This is a genomic window from Pseudarthrobacter cellobiosi, assembly GCF_023913755.1.
In the GTDB taxonomy this organism is placed as follows: Bacteria; Actinomycetota; Actinomycetes; order Actinomycetales; family Micrococcaceae; genus Arthrobacter; species Arthrobacter cellobiosi.
Window position 1 is genome coordinate 18,388 of sequence record NZ_JAMXBJ010000028.1, and the last position, 19,351, is coordinate 37,738.

Annotated in this window: 19 protein-coding genes and 3 pseudogenes; 10 read left to right on the forward strand and 12 right to left on the reverse strand. The window is 63.6% G+C overall.

The genetic code is table 11. The features are described from left to right. Nucleotides 1-107: 107 nt before the first annotated feature. Nucleotides 108-392 (forward strand): annotated as a pseudogene (locus NG696_RS02595) (6-phosphofructokinase); the annotation flags it as partial. A gap of 19 nt (nucleotides 393-411) precedes the next feature. On the opposite strand, the gene NG696_RS02600 reads toward NG696_RS02595, so the two are convergent. Beyond that, on the reverse strand, nucleotides 412-786 hold the full coding sequence (locus NG696_RS02600) for an Hsp20/alpha crystallin family protein (protein WP_252573866.1): 375 nt from the start codon (nucleotides 784-786) through the stop codon (nucleotides 412-414). A gap of 210 nt (nucleotides 787-996) precedes the next feature. Here NG696_RS02600 and NG696_RS02605 point away from each other — a divergent pair, with 210 nt between their 5' ends. Next, on the forward strand, nucleotides 997-1,461 hold the full coding sequence (locus NG696_RS02605) for a pyridoxamine 5'-phosphate oxidase family protein (RefSeq protein ID WP_252573868.1): 465 nt from the start codon (nucleotides 997-999) through the stop codon (nucleotides 1,459-1,461). Here NG696_RS02605 and NG696_RS02610 read toward each other — a convergent pair. The 8 genes from NG696_RS02610 to NG696_RS02645 all read right to left on the reverse strand — a co-directional run bounded on the left by NG696_RS02610 (nucleotide 1,458) and on the right by NG696_RS02645 (nucleotide 9,090). After that, complete coding sequence (locus NG696_RS02610; RefSeq protein WP_252573870.1) at nucleotides 1,458-3,908, reverse strand: HAD-IC family P-type ATPase; 2,451 nt, start codon at nucleotides 3,906-3,908, stop codon at nucleotides 1,458-1,460. The genes NG696_RS02605 and NG696_RS02610 overlap by 4 nt on opposite strands. 9 nt (nucleotides 3,909-3,917) lie before the next feature. After that, nucleotides 3,918-4,451: a flavodoxin family protein gene (locus NG696_RS02615; protein WP_252573872.1), complete on the reverse strand. Its 534-nt coding sequence runs from the start codon at nucleotides 4,449-4,451 to the stop codon at nucleotides 3,918-3,920. Nucleotides 4,452-4,563: 112 nt separating this feature from the next. Beyond that, nucleotides 4,564-5,619, reverse strand: a complete 1,056-nt coding sequence (locus tag NG696_RS02620) for a zinc-dependent alcohol dehydrogenase family protein (RefSeq protein ID WP_252573874.1) — start codon at nucleotides 5,617-5,619, stop codon at nucleotides 4,564-4,566. A gap of 122 nt (nucleotides 5,620-5,741) precedes the next feature. After that, on the reverse strand, nucleotides 5,742-6,614 hold the full coding sequence (locus tag NG696_RS02625; RefSeq protein ID WP_252573876.1) for a universal stress protein: 873 nt from the start codon (nucleotides 6,612-6,614) through the stop codon (nucleotides 5,742-5,744). Beyond that, entirely contained in the window at nucleotides 6,601-7,116 is a 516-nt protein-coding gene (locus tag NG696_RS02630; protein WP_252573879.1) for a universal stress protein, read from the reverse strand. Before NG696_RS02630 ends, NG696_RS02625 begins: the two co-directional genes overlap by 14 nt. Further along, a complete protein-coding gene (locus tag NG696_RS02635) occupies nucleotides 7,100-7,567 on the reverse strand; it encodes a universal stress protein (protein WP_252573882.1) in 468 nt (155 codons plus the stop codon). The genes NG696_RS02630 and NG696_RS02635 overlap by 17 nt, the downstream gene beginning before the upstream one ends. Nucleotides 7,568-7,641: 74 nt before the next feature. Further along, a complete protein-coding gene (locus NG696_RS02640; protein WP_308291929.1) occupies nucleotides 7,642-8,562 on the reverse strand; it encodes a zinc-binding alcohol dehydrogenase family protein in 921 nt (306 codons plus the stop codon). 60 nt (nucleotides 8,563-8,622) lie between these two features. Further along, nucleotides 8,623-9,090 (reverse strand): pyridoxamine 5'-phosphate oxidase family protein, encoded by a 468-nt coding sequence (locus NG696_RS02645; protein WP_252573885.1) that lies wholly within the window; start codon nucleotides 9,088-9,090, stop codon nucleotides 8,623-8,625. A 154-nt stretch (nucleotides 9,091-9,244) separates the two neighbouring features. Here NG696_RS02645 and NG696_RS02650 point away from each other — a divergent pair, with 154 nt between their 5' ends. Further along, a complete protein-coding gene (locus NG696_RS02650; RefSeq protein WP_308291930.1) occupies nucleotides 9,245-10,993 on the forward strand; it encodes a sensor histidine kinase in 1,749 nt (582 codons plus the stop codon). Between the two features lie 47 nt (nucleotides 10,994-11,040). On the opposite strand, the gene NG696_RS02655 is transcribed toward NG696_RS02650, so the two are convergent. Next, complete coding sequence (locus NG696_RS02655) at nucleotides 11,041-11,724, reverse strand: response regulator (RefSeq protein ID WP_252573888.1); 684 nt, start codon at nucleotides 11,722-11,724, stop codon at nucleotides 11,041-11,043. A gap of 97 nt (nucleotides 11,725-11,821) precedes the next feature. Here NG696_RS02655 and NG696_RS20905 point away from each other — a divergent pair, with 97 nt between their 5' ends. From NG696_RS20905 to NG696_RS20915, 3 genes are all read left to right on the forward strand, one after another. Then, nucleotides 11,822-12,160, forward strand: coding sequence for an MBL fold metallo-hydrolase (locus tag NG696_RS20905; RefSeq protein WP_308291931.1), 339 nt, complete (start codon nucleotides 11,822-11,824; stop codon nucleotides 12,158-12,160). 302 nt (nucleotides 12,161-12,462) lie between these two features. Beyond that, nucleotides 12,463-12,786, forward strand: a complete 324-nt coding sequence (locus NG696_RS20910; RefSeq protein ID WP_308291933.1) for a hypothetical protein — start codon at nucleotides 12,463-12,465, stop codon at nucleotides 12,784-12,786. Continuing rightward, complete coding sequence (locus NG696_RS20915) at nucleotides 12,669-12,989, forward strand: MBL fold metallo-hydrolase RNA specificity domain-containing protein (RefSeq protein ID WP_308291934.1); 321 nt, start codon at nucleotides 12,669-12,671, stop codon at nucleotides 12,987-12,989. The genes NG696_RS20910 and NG696_RS20915 overlap by 118 nt, the downstream gene beginning before the upstream one ends. A gap of 33 nt (nucleotides 12,990-13,022) precedes the next feature. Here NG696_RS20915 and NG696_RS02665 read toward each other — a convergent pair whose 3' ends face one another. Next, nucleotides 13,023-13,664, reverse strand: a complete 642-nt coding sequence (locus NG696_RS02665; protein WP_252573891.1) for an NADPH-dependent F420 reductase — start codon at nucleotides 13,662-13,664, stop codon at nucleotides 13,023-13,025. A 157-nt stretch (nucleotides 13,665-13,821) separates the two neighbouring features. Here NG696_RS02665 and NG696_RS02670 point away from each other — a divergent pair, with 157 nt between their 5' ends. Both NG696_RS02670 and NG696_RS02675 read left to right on the forward strand, forming a co-directional pair. Next, nucleotides 13,822-14,703, forward strand: a complete 882-nt coding sequence (locus NG696_RS02670; RefSeq protein WP_252573894.1) for a universal stress protein — start codon at nucleotides 13,822-13,824, stop codon at nucleotides 14,701-14,703. Between the two features lie 134 nt (nucleotides 14,704-14,837). Next, nucleotides 14,838-16,346, forward strand: a complete 1,509-nt coding sequence (locus NG696_RS02675) for a DUF4389 domain-containing protein (protein WP_252573895.1) — start codon at nucleotides 14,838-14,840, stop codon at nucleotides 16,344-16,346. Here the strand turns inward: NG696_RS02675 and NG696_RS02680 are convergent. Continuing rightward, nucleotides 16,330-17,253 (reverse strand): ABC transporter permease, encoded by a 924-nt coding sequence (locus tag NG696_RS02680; protein WP_252573896.1) that lies wholly within the window; start codon nucleotides 17,251-17,253, stop codon nucleotides 16,330-16,332. The two genes, NG696_RS02675 and NG696_RS02680, sit on opposite strands and share 17 nt — an antisense overlap. A gap of 192 nt (nucleotides 17,254-17,445) precedes the next feature. Between NG696_RS02680 and istA the strand changes: the two are divergent. Then, a pseudogene (istA, locus tag NG696_RS02685) lies at nucleotides 17,446-19,118 on the forward strand (IS21 family transposase). Beyond that, a pseudogene (locus tag NG696_RS21170) lies at nucleotides 19,115-19,219 on the forward strand (IS21-like element helper ATPase IstB); the annotation flags it as partial. The pseudogenes istA and NG696_RS21170, both read left to right, overlap by 4 nt. Nucleotides 19,220-19,351 lie beyond the last annotated feature (132 nt).

Sequence of the window (19,351 nt, forward strand, 5' to 3'; positions counted from 1 at the left end):
TAGCCGTACAGTTCATTCTCGTTTGTGCTGGTGCGGATCCGCGGTCGTATTGGCCCGGTTGAACCACGGCGAGTCACAGGCAAATGGGCTGCGGCCCCTCACACCCTATAGGCAAGCTTCTTGAGCGTGAACTGCAGGAGCTGACCGGAATCGAAACCCGGGCCACGGTTTTGGGCCACATCCAGCGGGGCGGCGCCCCCACTGCCTTTGACAGGGTGCTGGCCACTCGGCTGGGCATGGCAGCTGTTGACTCCGCCGCCGCCGGCCGTTGGGGGACCATGGTCTCCCTGCGCGGTATCAACATCGTTAACGTCGGATTTGACGCTGCACTGGGCCGGCTCAGAACCGTTCCAGAGGACCGTTACCGGGAGGCAGCGGTCCTTTTCGGCTGATCCGTGGCCGGCCCTGCTGTTAGCCGCGTGTTATCTCGATCTTCCTCGCTGGGGGCTGCTGTGTGGCCGTCGGCACCGGCGTCCGGACCTCCAGTACCCCGTCCCTGTAGGAAGCCGTGATGTCCTCCTGTTGAACGCCATCGGGCAAAGCGAGCCTCCGCACGAATGAACCATAACGGAACTCCGAACGGTAGCTGTCCTTGTCTTTCTGCTCGGACTTCTCCCTGCGCTCGGCCTTGATCTCAAGGGCGCCGTCAACGATCGTAACGCTGACGTCCTTGTCCGGATCGATCCCAGGCAGTTCGGCCCGGACCACCAGGGTGTTGCCTTCAACCGATTCTTCGACGCGGATCCCCGACGCCGCGGTGTCACCTTCGAAAAGTCTTTCAATCATCTCGACGGGGAGCGCCGGGTATCAAACCATTTCATCAGATCAGCCATGTCTGCCTCCTTGCTTGACGACCGTCGGGGCATCATTGCCCGACTCCTTAAGGGTCGGGCACAGGGCCGGAAGGACCCAGAGGCTTTGGTCCTGACTGCCTGGCAGGGGTGCGCTGATGGCCGGTTCAAAGAGAGCCGGGAGGGGAGGGCTAGGATCAGTTGCATGAGCAGCTCCCCTCCGGAATCGCACACGGAAGTTCTCGCTCCGGCTGACTGCTGGAAGTACCTGAAGGCCTCCTATATTGGGCGGCTGGCCGTGCTCAACGGTGCAGTCCCTGAGATCTTTCCCTTGAACTTCATGATTGTTGGAGAAGCGGTGGTTTTCCGCACGGCGCCGGGCACCAAACTTCGTGCCCTCCTCAGCGGCGCCGCCGTGGCCTTTGAGACGGACGGGATGAACGCATACGCCACCGAAGTGTGGAGCGTTGTGGTCAAGGGAATGCCGGGGCCGTTTAACGGAGATCCGGAGACCCTCCAGGAAGCCGGCCCTGACCGCGAACCCTGGCAGCCCGGCCTTAAAGAGCATCTCGTCCAGATCGTCCCTACGGAGGTCTCCGGGCGAAGGTTTGCGGTTTCGCCGCGCACGCGTTGGTGGCCGCCGCAGGACTTTGCAGCGGACTGGCTCTAGGCCCGCGTCACCCCCACCGGTCGATCGACAGGGTACCGCCGCGCGTGGACCTGGCTCAGGGCCAGGACCGCAAGGATGGCGGCGGCGGCGGCGGCGAAGGAGGCAGCTGAGAGTTCCGGCGGTGGCCATTCGAGCATAAAGAATTCCTGCAGGATGGGGACGGTCATCAGCAGGACGAGACCGAGGCACATGGCAGCGATGATGGCCAGTCGAAGGGGGCTGACCGGGCGGCTGACCGCAGCCAGCACGCTCAGGGCAACGAGGGACAGCGTCATCACCGCGGCTGTGCGGCTGGCTCCGGCGCTGAAGCCGCCCGCAGCCACGGAATACACCTGCACTGCCAGGACCGCCGTGGCGATGATGAACCCGGCCGGGACCGCCATGGTCAGTGACCGTTTCAAAAATCCTGGGTTGTAGCGGCGGGGATTGCTCATCAGGGCCAAAAAGAAGGCGGGGATGCCGATGGTGAGCCCGTCGGTGGCGGAGAGTTGCCGGGGCAGGAACGGAAAGCTCCACATCAGCGCGCCGAACGCCACGGACAGGGCTACGGCGTACATCGTCTTGCTCAGGAACAGCACGGAGACCCGTTCAATGTTGGCGATGACCTGGCGGCCCTCCGCGAGGACGGCCGGAAGCCGGTCGAAGCGCCCGTCTAATAGCACCAAACGGGCCACCGCTTTGGTGGCTGGTGCCGCGGTGTCCATGGCGATGCCGATATCCGCCTCCTTCAATGCCAGGGCGTCATTGACTCCGTCACCGGTCATGGCGACGGTGTGGCCCATTCTCTGCAGCGCCAGGACCATGTCCTTCTTCTGGGCGGGCGTGACGCGGCCGAATATGGAAAAGCGGTCCAGCGTTTCTTCCATCAGATGCGGGTCTGAGGGCAGGTGCCGTGCATCGTAGCCGTCGCCGACGTCGAGCCCCACCTCACGTGCCACCGCCGTCACCGTCCGGTGGTCATCACCGGAGAGGATCTTCACGGCGACGCCCTGCTGGCGGAAATAGGACAGGGTCTGCGCTGCATCCGGGCGGACCTTTTCCCGGAATGTCACCAGTGTGGCGGCCATAAGGTCTGTGGGCAGTTGCACGTCGTCGGGATCCCCTTCGGGCACGACGCTCGGCGAGTAGGCCAGTACCAGGGTGCGCAAACCCGCCGATGCGAGGCGGCGGGCCTGGCTCAGGACGCCACCGGCGGATGCGCTGTTCCCCTGCAACACCATTTCGGGTGCACCAAACACCCATGTTCCCGCAGCAGCGTGCGGCGGACAAAAGCTCGCTGCGCTCCACTTCCTGGCGGATGAGAAAGGGACGACGGCGGACGGAACCCGGTTGCCGTCAAAGGCGAAGGTGCTCGCCAGGCAGCCGGCGGTGGCGTTGGCGTGAGGGTCGGCCCCGAACCATCCCAGTGCCTCCCTCCAACCTGGCGGGGAGGACCTTCCGGCGGCGTGCACGCCGTCGAAAACCACCTTGCCCTCCGTCAGGGTGCCGGTCTTATCGATGCAGAGTACGTCCACACGGGCCAGACCCTCCACAGCGGCCAGTTCCTGCACCAGCACATTCTGGCGGGCCAGCCGCACACCCCCGACAGCGAACGCAACGCTGGTCATGAGCACAAGGCCCAAGGGAATCATGGCTATGGCTCCCGCCACTGCGCCGACAAGCGCCTCCACCCAGGTCCCGGTGGTGAAAGCCACATCCCAGCCGCCCTTCGCCTGCATCTGGCCGTTGGTGACGATCACAACGACGGGCAAGAGGGCCCAGCTGATCCACCGAAGGACAAGGGCGATCCCGTTGCGTATCTCGGAATTGACCAGTGAAAACCGTTTGGCCTCGGCGGTGAGCCGGCTGGCATACGAACCGGCCCCCACGGCGACCACCCGCGCCCTGCCCTGCCCCGCCGTGACCGCAGAGCCGGACAGCACTCTCGAGCCCCGGTCCTTGTCCACGGCCTCTGATTCCCCGGTGAGGAGGGACTCGTCAACTTCCAGGCCGTTGTCGTCGATCATGACAGCGTCCGCTACAACCTGGTCACCGGCTTGCAGCACGGTGATGTCGCCCAGGACCACGTCCGCAACCGCAATTTCCTGCACGAGGCCACCACGGAGTACCCGTACCCGAGCGGCGTCAACGACAGCCAGCCGGTCCAGCAGCCTCTTGGCCCTGTACTCCTGGACCACCCCGATGATGGCGTTACTGAGTGCGGCGAATCCGAATAGCGCGTCTTGCCACTGCCCCAGGAAGAGCAACAGCAGGAAGCAGCCGCCAACAATGCCGTTGAAGAGAGTCAGCACGTTGGCCCGGGTAATCTGCCACAGGCTCCTGCTCGAAGTGTCAGGTTCTCCGTTGGCCAGGCCCGCCAGCGTTCTTTCCCTCACGTCCTCGGCGGAGAGCCCGGATCCTGCAGGAGCATCAGCCCCGGGCGGATAAGGCGCCGCTGCCGTGCTCACGCGACGTCCTCAAGGTGCTGTCGAGAGGGCTTTTCCGAGCGTCTTTCCCCACTCCCGTGCCCGGACGAGTTCACCGGGCAATAGCTGGTTGGTGTCATCGACGAGGAAGCTTGCAGGCTCGGCTATGAGCTCAAGGCCATGTTGCTTGAGTCGCTTCGCGATGCCTTTGGACGCGTGCCCGGTCAGCAACTTGTTTCCCTCCACCCGGGTATCGAAGGCGGCCGCCTTCCCGGTTGCCTCGTCCAGGGAATCGAACCATACGCGCAACCCCGGTCCTCCCGCAGCGGCGTCCGGGACCAGTCCCTTCTCCGGGTGTTCAAGGGCGTCTTTGACTGCCAGTTCCCACATCGGCTTCCTGCTCATGCCGTGGATGTGGGTCGGCCCTCCCACGACCAGAAGATCGGTGGCGGAGGGCTGCGTCTGGCCCGCCTCTTCGACGGACATCACGTGGGGTTCGGCCACACCTTCCAGCCCTTGCGCTATCGCATCGGCGATGGCGTGTGTGTTGCCGTAAAGGGATTCGTAAACGATGGCTGCTTTCATAGTGTTGCCTTCCGCTCGAGTGCCGAGGCCAGGCCGTTGGCCCAACTGGCTGCTTTTTCCAGTACTCCGCCCCGCAGGGGCCCTTCTGCGCCCCGGACGCAGAACGAGCCCATCATGCGGTGATCACAACTTTCAGGGCGTTTGTTTCCGCGGCCCTGCTGAATGTGTCGTAGGCATCCATGAACTGGTCAAAGCGGAAGTGGTGTGTTGCGAACTTTTCCGCCGGGAGCTTCTTCTGGGCGACGAGCTTCAGCAGCATCGGAGTGGTGTTGGCATTCACGAGTCCCATGCTGATGTTGATGTTCTTGATCCAGAGGTCCTCCACGTGCAGCTCCACGGATTTCCCGTGCACGCCGACGTTGGCCACGTTCCCGCCCGGCCGGACGATGCCGGTGCACATGCTGAAGGTCGCGGGAATGCCCACGGCCTCGATGGCAACGTCAACGCCCTGGCCGTCGGTCAAGGCCAGCACCTGTTCCTTCCAATCGGCGTCACCGGAGAGGACAACGTCGGTAGCGCCAAACCCGCGGGATTTCTCCAGGCGGTTCCCGTCAAGGTCCACGGCGATGATGGTGCCCGCCCCGTAGAGCCCGGCGGTGGCGATTGCTGCCAGCCCCACCGGACCTGCCCCGACCACCGCCACCGTGTCGCCGGGCTTCACCCGGCCGTATTGCACGCCGATCTCGAAGCCCGTCGGGAGAATGTCAGAGAGCATAACGGCTTGCTCGTCGCTCACGCCGGCCGGCAGTAGGTGAAGGGAGTTTTCCGCGTAGGGCACGCGGACATACTCGGCTTGTGTGCCGTCGATCAAGTGGCCGAAGACCCAGCCGATCCCCGCGGCACCCTCGTCACCCCTGCAGTGCGAATAGAGCCCGGTTTTACAGTTGGCGCAGTGGCCGCAGGACTTGATGCAGGAAATGATAACCCTGTCGCCCGGTTTCAGGCTGGTCACCGACGACCCCACCTCAGTGATTGTTCCCACCCCTTCGTGGCCGAGGATTCTTCCTTCCGTCACCGCCGGTACATCGCCCTTGAGGATGTGCAGATCGGTCCCGCAGATGGTGGTGGTGTCCACTTTGACAATGGCATCGCTGGGATTTCTGATTACCGGATCAGGAACATCTGTCCAGGACTTCATTCCGGGCCCGCCGTAAACAATGGCTTTCATAACCGTTCCTCGCTGTTGTTAATGATGGGTCCACGGTGCGCGCGGACTAATGCCTCCCCTCAACAATGGGGTCCGGGCGCCTCAGCTGTAAGGGGCAAAGGTCCCGGAAGTCCGGCGGCGGCTCATTGCTCATTGCTCATTGTCGGGCCGGGCTCCAGTTGCCGGGCGATCAAGACGGGGCCGGGGGCATGGTGAAGGACTGCATGGGCATTTGACCCGATGGTTCCTCTGAGGAGCCCCCCGCGCTTGCTGCCGACAACGATGAGGGCGCCGCCGCGAGAGGCATTGAGGAGCGCCCGCGGGACCGAAGTATCCTGGGCAACGTTCTGGCTGATAGTCACGTCCGGAGCAAGGGCCATGGCGTCGTGAGCCGCCGTCTGGAGGAGACGACGGGCCGCTCTTTGGCCATCTCCGGCGTTGTTGGCCGTGCCGTCATGGGGCCGGATGACGTGGATGATCATCAGGTCCGCTCCCGTGGCACTGGCCATGGCACAGGCATTACTCAGGGCGCCCGCCGACCCAGAAGCGTCAATGCCCACCACGATGGGCCCTTCCGGGTTCTGATCGAATCGGATGACCGCAACGGGACAGGAGGCCGTCGCCGCGAGTTCCAGACTTACTGATCCCACCAGAAGTCCCATAAAGCCACCCATCCCGCGACTGCCAAGAACCAGCATCCGCGCATTATCGGCGATCCGACGGAGATGGCCTGAAGGGAGCCCATACAGGAGGCTGCTCCGGATCCTGACCCGGGGCGCCACGGACAGCGCCTCAGCTTGCCCCTTATCAACGATGGCCTGCGCCTGATGTAGCAGGCCGCTGCCGGCTATGCCCTTGACGGGTCCGAGGTCTTTGGTCAGCAGCGGCCACAGTGAGCAATGAACCACCTGCAGTTCACAATACAAAAGCGCCGCGTGCCGTGCGGCCCAGCGCACAGCAAGGGCTGCCTCAACCGACCCGTCGTAGCCAACGACCACGCGGTCAGGGGAGGGCATGGCTGGGCCCGGCCCGGCGGCCCCCTTCCGCGGAAGACTGCCCGGGCGCAACCGAAATCCCTGCCGGCAGGTCTGAGCCGTGTGCGACGAGCACAGGACATTTTGCATGCTCAGCCACCGTTGCGCTCACCGCCCCAAGCAGCAGCCCTTCGAATCCTCCGTAGCCACGGCTGCCCACCATGACCATCTGCGCGGGCCTGCTTTCTTCCACCAGGACCTTGGCCGCCGGCCCCTGGGAAACCGCCATTTCGAGCCCCGCAGGAGGAACGCCGTCGAAGGCCTTGTCCACTCCCTCAGCACAGATTTTCCGGGTGTCCTCTTCGGGGTTCCAGATAACCGGTGTGAACGTGCCGAAGGCGATCTGGAACTGCCAGGAGGACACGGCCCGAATATGGGCGTTGAGCAGCGGGGCCAGCGCTCGGGCCCAGCGTAGGGCGAGTATGCACGGAGCGCTTCCGTCCACGCCCACGACTATTGCCGGCAGTTCACGGGTGTGTTCCATGGTCTTCCTCGGCATCCTGGCTGACTACCAGCACAGGGCAGTGCGAATGTGCTGCACACGCTGCGCTCACTGAGCCCATGAGCTGGCCGAACAGGCCGCCGTGGCCGCGCCGTCCGACCACGAGCAGTTGTGCGTTCCGGCTTTCTTCCACCAGGACCTTCGCTGGCGATCCCACTTTCACAGCTGTTGTGAGATGTTCTGGGCGCTCCGAGCCGTAGGCCCTGTCGATGGCCTGTTCCATGAGTCGTTTGGCGATCGCCTCGAGTTCGGCCGTGCTATCGATGTACCCGGTCGGCAGGTGCGCGGGCAGGTAGAAGTCGGAGAAGCCCAGGCACGTGATGACATGCAACGGGGCGGCAAATGCGGATGCCAGCCGACCGGCAAGGCGCAGCGCCGCGGGGGAGTATTCGGAACCGTCGATTCCGACAAGGATGCGATCGTTATCACTCATGGAAGTACCTTCCCCCAAGACCAGGCGGTGGCCTAGGGCCGAAGGTCACTGAAGGCATACGGTTTCGCGGTGCCTCAGGCTGGTCGAAGCAACACGGCGGCTCCCGTGAAATGGTCCCGGGAAAGGTCCAGCAACGCCTGGTCTGCCCTTGACCAGGGATAGGAGACAGTGGTCGGGCGGAGGGGGATTTTCTCGGCCAGAGCCAGGAATTCCTGGCCATCGGCCCTGGTGTTGGCCGTAACACTGCGCAAGTGGCGTTCCTGAAAAAGGTCCTTTTGGTAGTCCAGGACAGGGATATTGCTCAGATGGATTCCGGCAACGGCGAGGGTTCCTCCGCGGTCCAGGGCCCGAAGCGCAACCGGCACCAGTCCGCCCGCAGGAGCGAAGAGGATGGCTGCGTCCAACAGCTCCGGCGGTTGGGCGTCAGCGGCCCCGGCGAACTGTGCCCCCAGCTCCAGGGCGAGCCTCTGTGCCGCCACCGACCGTGTCATGACATAGACGCTGGCACCTTCGTAGATTGCCATTTGCGCTGTGAGGTGGGCGGACCCGTCAAAGCCATAAATGCCGAGTTTGCCTCCCTGCGGGAGGCCGGATGAGCGGAGCGCCCGGTAGCCGATGATTCCTGCGCACATCAAGGGCGCCGCATGCTCGTTGGCAAATACCTCGGTCATCAGCTCCGCGTAGCCGCCGTCGGTGTCCCAGCCGGTGAATGTCGGGGCCAGGCAGAGGTTTTCGGACCCGCGATGGCAGAAACGGCAGGAGCCGCAGGTGCGGGCCAGCCAGGCTGCGCCCACACGGTCGCCGAGGCGGAACCTGGAGCTGCCAGCTCCCGACCCCGTCACCTCGCCAACCACTTCATGTCCGGGGATCCGCCGGGACCCGTGGGGCCGCAAGTCTCCTTCAGCAAGGTGGAGATCTGTGCGGCATACGCCACATGCAAGTACCGAGAGCAGGACCTCGCCCGGCCCCGGTGACGGATCGGGGCGATCGCCCATCCGCAAGGGCCTGTCGCGATCGGACCGGGATTCTCAACCCACCATGCCCGCATGAACCGGCTATTCCAATCCGGCGCGGGTGGCCTCATCCAGGGGTCCGCCCCAGGTCAGCGGCGCGGAAATCCTGAACCGCCTTCCACTGACACTCTCCGGGACAATACGGAGGAAATGGTCTTTGCGGCCCGTTTCCCAAGGGAACAGTAAGTGTCCGATGGAGTCCAGGACTTCGGGGGTCCTTTCAAGTGCTGTAGCCGGACCTTTCACGACGACGCTCCAGGCCACGCCGCCGTCGGTGTCGGCACCGTCGGCTTCGAGGGCCACCTGCTGGCCAAGGGCGGATGCAAGCTTGGTGCCCGCACCCGTCCGGAAGACCAGCGCTTCATGGTGGACCTTGTAGTTGATGGGAAAGATCTCGGGGTGGTCGTTCACCCACACGGCAAGGCGGCCTACCGAATCGCCTTGCAGCAACCGCCAGCACTCCTCAGCTGGCAGCACGGCGGTCTCCTGTATCGATGCATCTGTGGTCATGGCTAAGATCATACGGAGCAGTTGGCCCCCTAAATAGGGCACAAAGACCCCTACTCAATCCCACGAGCATGGATGATCCTTCCTGGGGGGGAGTAGTCTGTGTGCACCCGCAGACCGGGCAACTTGGATGTCTCCATCGAACAAGGCGGTTTCATTGAACCAGCCCACTCAACCGACCGGGACGGGTTCCCGGCACCCTGTTGCCGGCTCGCGGACCGACGAACTTCATACCGACTTTGTTGACCGTGCCGGGGAGCTGGTAAGTGCCCAACAGCGGATGCAGGGGCTTCTGAGTGCCGTTGTTGCCCTGGCTGAGGACCTGAGCCTGGAGGCCGTGCTGCATAGGGTGGTCAGCTCAGCTTGCCACCTCCTCCAGGCTGAATATGGAGCCTTGGGTGTGATAGGACGCGACCGTGCCCTGAGCCATTTCATCGCTGTGGGGATAGACGACGCACGCGCCCGTAAGATTGGCCCCCTCCCCACAGGACACGGCGTTCTGGGCCTGTTGATCCGCGATCCGAAGCCGCTGCGGTTACATGATCTTAGCCAGCACCCGGATGCCTACGGGTTTCCCAAGAATCATCCGCCGATGAAATCTTTCCTCGGTGTGCCTGTCCGCGTGAGGGACGTTGTGTTCGGCAATCTTTATCTGACCCAAAAGAAGGGCGGCGGCGATTTCACGGACGAAGACGAGGGGCTGGCCGAGGCACTTGCTGCGGCCGCCGGCGTCGCCATTGAAAACGCCAGGCTCTATGACGATGCCCGGCGCCGAACCGCGTGGCTGCAGGCGTGCATGGATGTGACGAGCAAGATGATGGTCGATGAGGAGACGCCGGAGGGCCAGGACGGGGGACTGGACATGATCGCGGCCAGGGCGCTCCGGGAGTCCGGTTCCACTCTTGCCCTCGTCCTGGTCCAGGAGGACACTTCCAACTTGTACCGCATCGCGGGAGGCGCGGGAAACCTCGCTTCGCAGTGGGTTGGACGGCTCTTGCCGTTTGACTCTGTCGAAATCGGCACTGTCCTTGCTACGGGCAAGGCTGCTGTGGTTGAAGCCGCTTCGTCCGCTCTCGGTGGCGCGGAGGGGCTGGTTGAGGGCCGGCTGCTGGTCATCGACCTAAGCGCCCGCGGCACCCACTACGGGCTCCTGGTCCTCCAGCGTGAACATGTTGCCGGGACATTCAGCCAGACGGACATGGAAATGGGCACCGTGTTCGGTTCGCATGTGGCTCTTGCCCTTGAACTGGCCCGGGCGCACCGGATGCGGGAACAGATCGCCGTTTTCAGCGACAGGGACAGGATCGCCCGCGACCTCCACGACCTCGTCATCCAGCGCCTTTTCGCGGCGGGGCTCAGCATCCAAAGCCTCCGGCGCTACGTGACCGGTGACCCGGCGGCCAGCACCATCCGGACCGTGACCGCCGAACTTGACGAGACCATCCGGGAGCTTCGGAACACCATCTATTCGCTGAGCGACTCCAAGACCGGGAAGGAACTTCTCAGTAGCCGTGTCCTTCAAGCCGTTCGCACAGGCACCCAGTCCCTGCCTTTCGTTCCCCACTTGACGCTGACGGGGGCAATCGACGCGATCCGGGACGAGGAAACTGCCCTGAACATTTTGGCTGTCATCACCGAAGGGCTGAGCAACGCTGTTCGCCACTCGGGAGCAGACACGATCCGCGTTTCAGTTTCCGTGGAGGACGGATTCGTCTGCGTCGTAATCCAGGACAACGGCACAGAATTCACGGTGCCTTCGCATGGCAACGGCAACGGACTGTCGCCTTCGCACGGCAACGGACTGTCGAACATGGAACACAGGGCCCGGACGCTGGGCGGTACTTTCGAGGTGTCCGGCTCCCCCGAAAGGGGAACGGCATTGACCTGGAGGGCTCCGGTTTTTTGACGGCTACTGGTCAGGTTTTTGACGGCTACTGGTCAGGTTTTTGACGGCTACTGGTCAGGGGAGGAATGCTGCGCCATGTGGACCGCGGCCTGAGTTCGCCGCTCGAAACCCAGCTTCGCAAGCAGGGACGAGACGTAGTTCTTCACTGTCTTTTCCGCCAGCAGCATGCGTTCGCCGATCTGGCGGTTCGTCAGGCCTTCACCGACCAGTTCCAGCACCCTGCGCTCCTGCCGGGTCAACGACGCGACCCTTGGGTCCACGCGCTTAGGTTCTGCCAGTCCCTGAATGATCCTGGCTTTCAGGTCGGCATCAAACAGAGACTCACCCCTGGCAGCGCGACGCAGGGCACCGATCAGGTCCGTACCACCTATTTCCTTGAGAACGTATCCTGAGGCCCCGGCTAGGACCGCACCGCGGAGCGCCTGCTCGTCGTCGTAGCTTGTAAGGATCAGGCAATTGATCGTTTCGTCAACTGAATGGACATCGCGGCAGACCTCGATGCCTGTCCCGTCCGGCAATCGCGCATCAAGGATTGCCACGTCCGGGTGGAGCGCTGGAATTCGGCGTGCGGCTTCGGCGGCGGAGCCGGACATGCCGACGACGACGAATCCCTCGCTCTCCAGAAGGTCCTGGAGTCCCCGGCGCACCAGTTCATGATCATCAAGGATGAACACCCTAATGCCGGTGTTGGGCAAGGCAACCCCGTGCTCTGATGCTGTAGTGGCGTTCATACCTATCCCTTCCGTGCCGCAGTTCCACTGGCAACGAGGGTGCCCTGCCTGCGCCTGACTCATTCTTTAGGAACGGCCAAGTTGCCACAAGGGTCCAATGACCCGAATCGCTGGCGCCCGCTTCCTGGGGGGCTACCGACACCGTGACGAGGTCCCGGGACCTCGTGGATTCGGGTGGACAGCGGATTCTTATCGACTGTGGGTTGTTCCAGGGATCCAAACGCATCCGTGTCCGCAACCGGGCACCTTTCCCGTACCCCCGGCATCCATTGACGCAGTTCTGCTGACCCACGCCCACCTGGACCACACAGGCTACGTGCCAGCACTGGTCAGGGACGGCTTCCGGGGGCGAGTCCACGCTCCTGCGGCCACTACGGAACTGTGCACGCTCCTGCTGCCTGACAGCGGACACCTCCAGGAGGAGGAAGCGCGCTAAGCGGACCTGCACGAATATTCATCCCATCACCCCGCCGTCCCGGGTTACACAGCCGCGGATGCCGTGCGGTCCTTGAACAGCTTCGAGCCGCACGATTTTGACACACCCCTCGATCTTGGGGGGAGGCATTCAGGCCACTTTTGTGCCGGCAGGGCACATCTTTGGCGCCTCGCAGATACGGCTGACTGTCGAGGGCACGCGCGTGCACTTCACGGGGAACCTCGGCCGGCCCTGATCCACTGATGCACATCCCGGACATCCCCATTTATCTCAATAGCCCGATGGCTATCGACTCGCCGGGAATGTACCAAAGGCACCCCGAAGAACACCGGCTGCAGGAACGCGAGTACACAGAGATGTATCGGGTGGCCACCATGACCCGGAGCGTGGATGATTCCAAACTGCTGAACCTGCGCGGAGGCCCCATGGTGATTACCTCGGCGAGCGGCATGCTCACATGGGGCCGGATCCTGCACCATCCGCAGGCCTACGGACCCGACCCAAAAACGTGGTGGCGCTCAACGGATACCAGGCCGCGGGTACGCGTGGTGCCCCCGTGGCGGGCGGGGCGAGGCAGTTACGGATCTTCGGCCAGGACGTTCCCACCAAGGCCGAAGTCGTTATGATGGACAGCCTTTCGGCGCATGCGGATTCCAATGAAATCGTCGAGTGGATGCGCGCAGCACCACAAGCTCCCCGCCTGACGTATATCACCCACGGTGAGCCGGAATGGTCTGACGCTTTGCGGGTTCGCGTCAGACGTGAACTGGGCTGGAATGTCCGAGTTCCTGAGCACCTTGAAGCCGTATCGCTGAAACATGCCAGCTGACAGGCCCCTGGAGGGATCGTCAGGCTCCGATCCCTAAGGAAATATCCTGAGCGCGGTGTCCCAGTTGAAGTGCCCATGCTCAGGGCTGACCCGCAGGCCCGTGACAACCAGCATGAAGGCTTCAAGTTCGCGCGAACGCCGAAGCGGTCCTACGTCGATGGGCCTCAGTCCTGCGGCCGCTGCCACCGCGCTGACTTTCTCTTTAGCGTGCTCCGAGTCGCCCGCGATGAACACGTCCAGATGTTGTCCCGCGACCTTTCCAGCCTCCAAGGTGGCGGGGAACGTGGTGTTGAACGCTTTCACCACATCTGCGCGTCCATTCAACAGGCGGGCTGTTTCTTCGGCTGCGGACGTGCCAGGCTCCGTGGTCAGCCGATCGAAGTTTGTGACGTCCACCGTGTTGCTGATATCCACCACGACACGTCCGTCAAGAAGGTCACCGGTTTCCACGATGGCGTTGTGCACCTCCTTGTGCGGGATGGCCAGGAAGACTATCGCTCCTGTGATGTGCGCCCCGGTCAGGCCTCCCGTCGCGCCGGGTCCCAGGCTTTCGACCAAGTCCCGGGTCTTGGAGCCGTCTCGGCCAAGAACCTGTACCGGGTTGTTACCTCGCAGCATTGTCAGGGCGAGTGCGCGGGCCATGTGCCCGCTGCCGAGAATGGTGATATTGGTCATGGTCTTCCTTTGACGGGCGGCTGTGCTCTGCATGTAGATCCAGTAGACACAGTTACCAGGTAGGGCAAAAGGGACGAAAGCCCCGGAACCAGACGGGGTGGGGGCTTAAGGCACTAGCCGTGCCGTGACTCAGGGAGACACTGGGTGAGGGGAAGTGATGAAAAGGGGGCAGGACTTGAAAGCGAACGAAGTCCTGGTAGGGGCCGATGGCTCCAGGACGGGCCAAGAGGCTGCGGACTGGGCTGCGCACAGAGCGAATGGACGAGGTCTTCGCCTGCATTTGGTGCGGGTGGTACCGGAACCTTCGTACTACAGGGTACCGGCGCGGTACGGGGAGGCCGTGGCCGAGGCGGAGGCGCTGCTGGGCCTGGAGCGTGACCGAGTGGCCGAGCGGCATCCCACGCTGGAGATCGTTACCAGCTGGCAGCCCGGCGAGCCGGAACACGTACTAAGCCTGTTGTCCGTTGGCGCCGAGATTGTGGTTCTCGGTTCGGACCGTTCAGCAGACAGGCGGGGGGAGGGATTTGGGTCGGTCAGCTTTCAGACGGCAATCATGTGTCGAAGTCCCGTCGCTGTCATTCCCGCTCCCAGGGTGGTGAGCCGAATCGGGGTGGTGGTTGGCATCGACGGGTCGGCTGACTCCGAGCTTGCCCTGAAGATGGCGGCGGAGGAGGCAAACCGGGCGGGGGAGGAACTGACAGTGCTGCATGCGGTGCCAAAAACGCTGACCTCAGCTGACGCGGTAGGCAGGATGGGATCCGATCACCGCCGTGAGCCTGATCCCCCGGCGCTTATCTCCGAAGTCGCCGGCAGCGTGCGGGAGAAATTTCCGGCGCTGACTGTTTACGAGGCTCTGGAATCGGATGATTCTCCTGCCGATGCTCTCATCCATGCCTCAGAACAGGCGATCCTTTTGGTGATTGGCTCCTGGGGACGCGATGGACTGCGGAAACCCATCGGATCCGTAGCCGAAAAGGTTCTGATGCGATTGCCTTGTCCCACTATCATCACCCGTCCTGCATCTGGACACGCCTCCTGATATCAGCCACTGGTCAAGGCCGCCATGAGTGACCTATGGCCCTACCCGCGGCGGCACGCGAGGCTGACTCTGGAGGGAGCTGGCGCGGCCGGAGCTGGCGGAAGAATCCGAATATCGACCACGGGAGGACTTCCATGCGGGCCCGTTCCATCACCATGCTCATCTTTGGCACCTTGTTCTCGATGCTGGGTATCGGGTTGCTCTTCGGCGGCATAGGTGCCTCGTGGGTCAATTCACTCCAGAACGACGGCGGATACCTCACCTCACCGAGTGAACGATTCGACGTAGATTCCTCAGCGATCATTTCCGCCGGGCCGGACAACATGCGTGATGACGCCTATCCAGGGCCTTTGCCCTTTGATGTGGGCAGCATCCGGATTTCGGCGGAATCCGCTAATGCCGGCAAAGCGATCTTTGTCGGCATAGCCCCCCGCTCTGACGTGGAGCGCTACCTGTCCGGGGCCAACTACTCCGAGCTGCTGGACGTCAGTTTCCGGCCCTTCCATGTTGAGTATCGGGAAACACAGGGCTCACAGCAACCGCCTCTGCCGTCCGGGCAAGACTTTTGGGCGGCGTCCGCTTCGGGACCCGGTGAACAAGAACTGGACTGGAATATCGAGACGGGGAACTGGTCGGTGGTGGTGATGAATGCCGATGCCAGTCCGGACATTCGCGCGGACCTGAAGGTGGGGTTCCGGTCTGAGCTTCTTGGGCCGATAGCCGCCGGTTTGCTGGCAGTGGGAGCCATTCTGTTGGTTATCGGGGTTCCGCTGCTGATCTTCGGCGCCCAAGGACTGGGCAGGCATGCGCCGGCGGCGGCTCCGCCTGGAGCCGCAGTGCAAGCGCCTGTGGCGTTCGCCGGTCCTGCCGTCCTGCCACCACTGTCCTCTCCCGATGCGGAGCCGGCGCCATACCCGGCTCGACTGTGGGGGGAGCTCGACCCGGTGCTATCCAGATGGCTGTGGCTCGTGAAGTGGTTCCTGGCCATTCCGCACTTCATAGTGCTGTTCTTCCTCTGGTTTGCGTTCGTTGTGGTCACCGTCATTGCCGGATTCGCAATCCTGTTTACAGGCCGCTTTCCCCGTTCACTCTTCGATTTCAACGTAGGAGTCCTTCGCTGGAACTGGCGAGTGGCTTTCTATGCCTACTCCGCGCTGGGAACGGACACGTACCCGCCCTTCACACTGGCGAGGACGGACTACCCGGCCGATTTCGAGGTTGATTACCCGGAGCGGCTTTCCCGTGGGCTCGTGCTGGTCAAGTGGTGGCTGCTGGCGCTGCCCCACCTGATCATCATTGCCGCGCTGACGGGCACGAGCACCGTCCGCTGGAGCGACCCCGGGACCCCAGGTATCAGGTACGAGACCGGGACGGGATTTTCGTTGTTAGGCTTCCTGGTTTTTGTCGCCGCGGTGATCCTGCTGTTCAGCGGCCGCTACCAGCGCCCGCTCTTCGACCTGCTCTTGGGCTTCAACCGCTGGATCTACCGGGTCATCACCTACACAGCCCTGATGCGCGATGAATACCCGCCCTTCCGCCTGGACCAGGGCGCCCGGGAAGTCCACGAGCGTTTTCCAGGTGCGGGCGACGCTAATACGGTGCGCCCACCATCCCCATCGGATGGTCCTACAGCGCGCAGTTGAGGCTCCGTTGAAGCAGCAGGGCCCCGAGTGCCAGCAGCGCCGCGGCCATAGCGGCGAGGACCGCCAATTGAGGCAGGATGTCGACCAGCCCGCCGTCGTGTCGCTGGACTACGGCGAAAGCGTCATAGGCCCAGCGGTGCGGGGTGGCCCGGGAAACGGTCTGAAGAGTTTCAGAGAAGAACTCCGGGGGCACCATGGAACCTCCCAGGCCCGCCAGCACCAGGCCCAGGCCCACTCCGACGCCGGAAGCTGCGGCGTCGTTGTCCAGGACAGAGCCGATCACCATGGCGGCCGCGGCGGAGACTGCCGCAAACAGGACCAGGATGAGGCCGGCCAGGAGCGCATTGCCCCAGTCGACGCCAAACAGCAGCGCGGTCCCGAGCATGATGTAGCCGCCTTGGATCACTGCGATCCCAAAGCGCCCCAAGGCCTGCCCGGCAATGGCCTGCCAGCTTGTGACGGGAGCTGACATCATGCGCGCGATGACGCCGAGGCGCCGGGCCTGGATCAGTGTTGCCGCTCCGGTGAGGGAGCTCAGGAAAACAAACAACAGAAGCTGTTGGGCGGCGCCCAGATCGAACTGGCCCAATCCCGTGAATTCCTGGGTCACATTGTTGGTGTCCACGATCTCCAGGCGCGGCAGCTCCACGGCATCCCGGGCCGCTTCCATTGCCGCGGCTGCTTCAACCCGGCCGGCGCCTGCTTCCTCGATGGCGGCAAGCTGGCGATGCCCGGCGTCGACTGCCTGCACCGAGGCGCGCACCGACTGAAGCGCAGCCTGCGCGGCGGACTGTGATGCCATCGCCACTTCCACATCAGCGGGCCGGCCGTCGTCAAATGCCGTGGCGGCGGCATCGCTTATGAAGACGCCGACGTCGGTACGACCCCGGCTCAGGTCGGCCCGCACAGCGTCCGCGCCTCCGGAGGTGACCCGGAGTCCGTCCGCCGTCAGTGACTGTGACAGGTTTGGATGGCCCCGGTAGGACGCTTATTTCTGGCCCCACTTCGTGACTCGCCGGGCAGCTTATGACGGTTATATGTGGCCCCGCCTTCAACGTTGGATCCATCAGTGGATGGATGCGACGGAAGGCTGGTCTGGATGGAGTCGAGAGTGGAGTTGTTCGCGCAGATCCGAAGGGACGCCCGGGTCGAGGGCCTCTCGGTCCGTGCGCTGGCGGTCCGGCACGGGGTTCACCGAAGGACGGTGCGGCAGGCGCTGGAATCCGCCTCCCCTCCGGAACGCAAACCAAGGCAAGGGGTAGCTTGGCGGTTGGAGCCGTTCAAAGCGGCGATCGATGCAATGCTGATCGAGGACACGACGGCGCCGCGGAAGCAGCGCCATACGGCGCGGAGGATTCTGGCCCGGCTCGTTGGGGAGCACAGCGCGGAGGAGTTGTCGTATTCGACCGTGCGGGACTATGTTCGGGTCCGTCGGGCCCAGGTCGATGTTGAAGCCGGCCGCCGGGTGGAGGTGTTCATTCCGCAGGAGCATGCCCCGGGCGCTGAGGCGGAGGTGGATTTCGGTGAAGTCTGGGTCGTGCTGAACGGGATGAAGACGAAGTGCCATATGTTCGTCTTTCGACTCTCGCACTCCGGCAAAGCCATCCACCGGATTTACCCGACGCAGGCCCAGGAAGCGTTCCTGGAAGGCCACGTCGAGGCGTTCACTGAGATTGGTTGCGTGCCGGTCAGGCACGTCCGCTATGACAATCTCACCAGCGCGGTCACTGCCGTGGTGTTCGGACAGGGCCGGCAGCGCCAGGAGAACGACCGGTGGGTGCTGTTCCGTTCTCACTACGACTTTGACCCCCTCTACTGCCAACCCGGAATCGCCGGGGCCCATGAGAAGGGCGGGGTCGAAGGGGAGGTTGGCTGGTTCCGCCGCAACCGACTCTCACCCATGCCTGTCGCTGAGTCTTTGGACGAGCTCAACGACCGGATCCGGGCCTGGGAAGCTATGGACGATCGCCGGCGGATCAATGACAGGATCCGGACCGTCGGCCAGGACTTCGCCCTCGAACAGCCTTTTCTGGCCCCGCTGCCGGCAGAGATCTTCGACCGGGCCTTGTCCTGAACCCGCGGGTGGACCGGTCCTCGATGGTCACGGTGCGGATGGTGAAGTACTCCGTCCCGGCACGGTTCATCGGCTGCAGACTCCGGGTGTCCCTGCGCGCCTCGGAAGTCCTGGTGTTCGACGGCCGTGCCGTCGTCGCCAGGCATCAGCGGATCGTCGCCAAACACGGACAGTCAGTCCAACTGGACCACTACCTGGAGGTTCTCAAGACCAAACCGGGCGCGCTGCCCGGCTCCACCGCCCTGGCCCGGGCTCGGGAGTCTGGTGCGTTCACCACCGCGCATGAGGCGTTCTGGGCTGCCTCCCGGCGAGTCAACGGCGACGCCGACGGGACCCGTGAACTCATCGATGTCCTGTTACTCCACCGCTCCATGGACGCCGGTGATGTCCAGGCGGGAATCACCGCAGCGCTGGGCGTGGGCGCGGTCAGTGCCGACGTCGTCGCGGTCGAAGCCCGCAGACACATCTCCAGCATCCCCGGTAGTGGGGCCGGCCCGGACCGCCATCCCGATGCTCATGCTGAAGCGAAGGTTCAACAGGTTGTCAGTCTCACCCAGCGCCGGCTCATGGACCCGGCGGCGGTCATCGCCGGGCTCCCGCCGGACACCCGGCCGGTGCCATCGGTCGGTGTCTATGACGAGCTGCTGGCCAAACGCAGCCACGCCGCCCGAATCGTGTCGAAGGAGAACATCTCATGAGTCCTGCAGCACCCTCGACGACGATCACTCCAACTCTGCGCCGACGGCGCGGCCTGACCGAACAGGCAGCAGTCGCGGCCGTGGACCAGGCCTGCCGCCGGCAACAGCAATGGCCAACTTCAAGACCAAAAACCAGCCGCTACCTGCGGCTGCCTAACCCAAAAAGAAACTGAACCGGTTGTCTCACATCCTTGACACACCTCACAACCGGGCAACTCCCGGACAGTCATAAG

Excerpts from the sequence above, each read along its gene's own strand:
- NG696_RS02605 (WP_252573868.1), top strand. The coding sequence starts at position 997 with ATGAGCAGCTCCCCTCCGGAATCGCACACGGAAGTTCTCGCTCCGGCT.
- NG696_RS02620 (WP_252573874.1), bottom strand. The coding sequence starts at position 5,619 with ATGAAAGCCATTGTTTACGGCGGGCCCGGAATGAAGTCCTGGACAGAT.
- NG696_RS02640 (WP_308291929.1), bottom strand. The coding sequence starts at position 8,562 with ATGGGCGATCGCCCCGATCCGTCACCGGGGCCGGGCGAGGTCCTGCTC.
- NG696_RS02615 (WP_252573872.1), bottom strand. The coding sequence starts at position 4,451 with ATGAAAGCAGCCATCGTTTACGAATCCCTTTACGGCAACACACACGCC.
- NG696_RS02675 (WP_252573895.1), top strand. The coding sequence starts at position 14,838 with ATGCGGGCCCGTTCCATCACCATGCTCATCTTTGGCACCTTGTTCTCG.
- NG696_RS20910 (WP_308291933.1), top strand. The coding sequence starts at position 12,463 with ATGTACCAAAGGCACCCCGAAGAACACCGGCTGCAGGAACGCGAGTAC.
- NG696_RS02670 (WP_252573894.1), top strand. The coding sequence starts at position 13,822 with ATGAAAAGGGGGCAGGACTTGAAAGCGAACGAAGTCCTGGTAGGGGCC.
- NG696_RS02630 (WP_252573879.1), bottom strand. The coding sequence starts at position 7,116 with ATGGAACACACCCGTGAACTGCCGGCAATAGTCGTGGGCGTGGACGGA.
- NG696_RS02635 (WP_252573882.1), bottom strand. The coding sequence starts at position 7,567 with ATGAGTGATAACGATCGCATCCTTGTCGGAATCGACGGTTCCGAATAC.
- NG696_RS02655 (WP_252573888.1), bottom strand. The coding sequence starts at position 11,724 with ATGAACGCCACTACAGCATCAGAGCACGGGGTTGCCTTGCCCAACACC.
- NG696_RS02600 (WP_252573866.1), bottom strand. The coding sequence starts at position 786 with ATGATTGAAAGACTTTTCGAAGGTGACACCGCGGCGTCGGGGATCCGC.
- NG696_RS02645 (WP_252573885.1), bottom strand. The coding sequence starts at position 9,090 with ATGACCACAGATGCATCGATACAGGAGACCGCCGTGCTGCCAGCTGAG.
- NG696_RS20905 (WP_308291931.1), top strand. The coding sequence starts at position 11,822 with ATGACCCGAATCGCTGGCGCCCGCTTCCTGGGGGGCTACCGACACCGT.
- NG696_RS02665 (WP_252573891.1), bottom strand. The coding sequence starts at position 13,664 with ATGACCAATATCACCATTCTCGGCAGCGGGCACATGGCCCGCGCACTC.
- NG696_RS02625 (WP_252573876.1), bottom strand. The coding sequence starts at position 6,614 with ATGCCCTCCCCTGACCGCGTGGTCGTTGGCTACGACGGGTCGGTTGAG.